Raw genomic sequence first — 1577 nt, forward strand, 5'->3', positions numbered from 1 at the left:
GAACATAAAATCTCAATTACAACAATCTTGTAAAAAGCAGACTATGAATGATATACCGTTATACTCTCATATAACTGAGAATGAACTTGCATTCATAAACAAAAACAAACCCAATAATGTAATAATTAAAGATGAATGGATTCGATATTATCCTAAACACGAAATTGGTTCACAAGTAATTGGGTATGTAGAAAATGACCTTAATTCAAAGCATATGGCTGTTGGAAAAAGCGGGATTGAGCTGCAATATGAAAATGATTTAAAAGGAAAACCAGGTAAAACTCTTATTTTTAAATTGAATAATAAAAAGTTCTTATGGGACATTCAAAAAGTACAAATAGGTAAAGATGTACGGCTAGCTTTAGACTCTGAGTTGCAGCAAAAAGCAGAAGAAGCATTAAGATCTCAAATTAAGAAAACACCCGATGCTAAAGCTGGTTATGCTATAGTGAGCGATGCAAAAACTGGCGCAATTTTAACTATGGCCAACTCGGTAGCTTTTAATCCAAATATATTAAATACACATGTATCTTCTAGAAAAGAAAACATTAAATCTCTTTCGCAAAATAAAGCAATTCAAAAATTAAAGTATGGTGAATCTTATGTAAATATGGCTTCTACTATAAAACCACTCACTATTTTAATTGGATTAAATGAAAAGCTTTTCCAACCAGAAGATACTTATTTAGATAAAGGTACTTTTCAGTATGATAATCAAAATAACATTACGAATGCGCCTGGAACACCAACAGGGGAGATTACACCGAGGCAGGCTATCATTAATTCATCTAACACATTTATGACAGCAAAAGTAGCTCTGCCCTTATTCAACCAAAATAATGGAAATATAGAAAAAGTGGCACATATATGGACAGATTATTTAATGCAATTCGGCCTACGTTCTAAAACTGGGATTGATTTACCCTTTGAAGAAGACGGACAATATGAATTCCATCCATCTAATAAATTTGAAAATGGGATTTCAGCTTTATTAAATGCCTCTTGGGGAGGAAATGAAGTGCATACTCCTCTTCAACTCGCTCAATATGCAGCAACTTTGGCAAGTAAAGGCGACAAATATAAACCTCAAATCGTAAGTGCGATTATTGGTCAAGATGGTAAGGAAACCAAAAAGTTTAAACCCATTTTAGAAAGTTCAAATCGTTACCCGATGAACTTTTGGAGTGTCGTGCAAGGTGGGATGAGTCAAAATATAGAGGAAATTAAAAAGTTGCCCTTTGACGTCGCAGGTAAAACAGGTATTACAGGTTTTCCAAATGAGCAAGCAAGAATGATAAATCACTCTCTTTTCATTGCGTATGCTCCTACGGAAGATCCACAAATTGCCGTTTCTGTCGTTATCCCTGGTAGTAATTCAGAAAAAAACATTGCCGCTCTCGTTACATCAGAAATTTTAGAGTACTGGAATACTCTTCAAAACGAAAATAAAAATAAAGAGGAAGGTTCACTTTAATGAACCTTCCTCTTTTACCATATAGAATCTATATTTATTATTTTCCATATACCTTCATTATTCTTTTCGAACATAAATGAATATTTAATATCAGTTAAAACAT

General features: G+C 33.1%; 1 protein-coding gene and 1 pseudogene. One reads left to right on the forward strand and one right to left on the reverse strand.

All coding sequences use genetic code 11. From position 1 onward, the window contains the following. Window positions 1–1474 (forward strand): peptidoglycan D,D-transpeptidase FtsI family protein (locus ABWK52_RS22870; RefSeq protein WP_353772153.1); only part of this gene is annotated, 1474 nt, incomplete at its 5' end. A 14-nt stretch (window positions 1475–1488) separates the two neighbouring features. On the opposite strand, the pseudogene ABWK52_RS22875 reads toward ABWK52_RS22870, so the two are convergent. Further along, a pseudogene (locus tag ABWK52_RS22875) lies at window positions 1489–1577 on the reverse strand (SH3 domain-containing protein); the annotation flags it as partial.

It is taken from the genome of Bacillus sp. AP50, assembly GCF_040492675.1.
Lineage (GTDB): Bacteria > Bacillota > Bacilli > Bacillales > Bacillaceae_G > Bacillus_A > Bacillus_A cereus.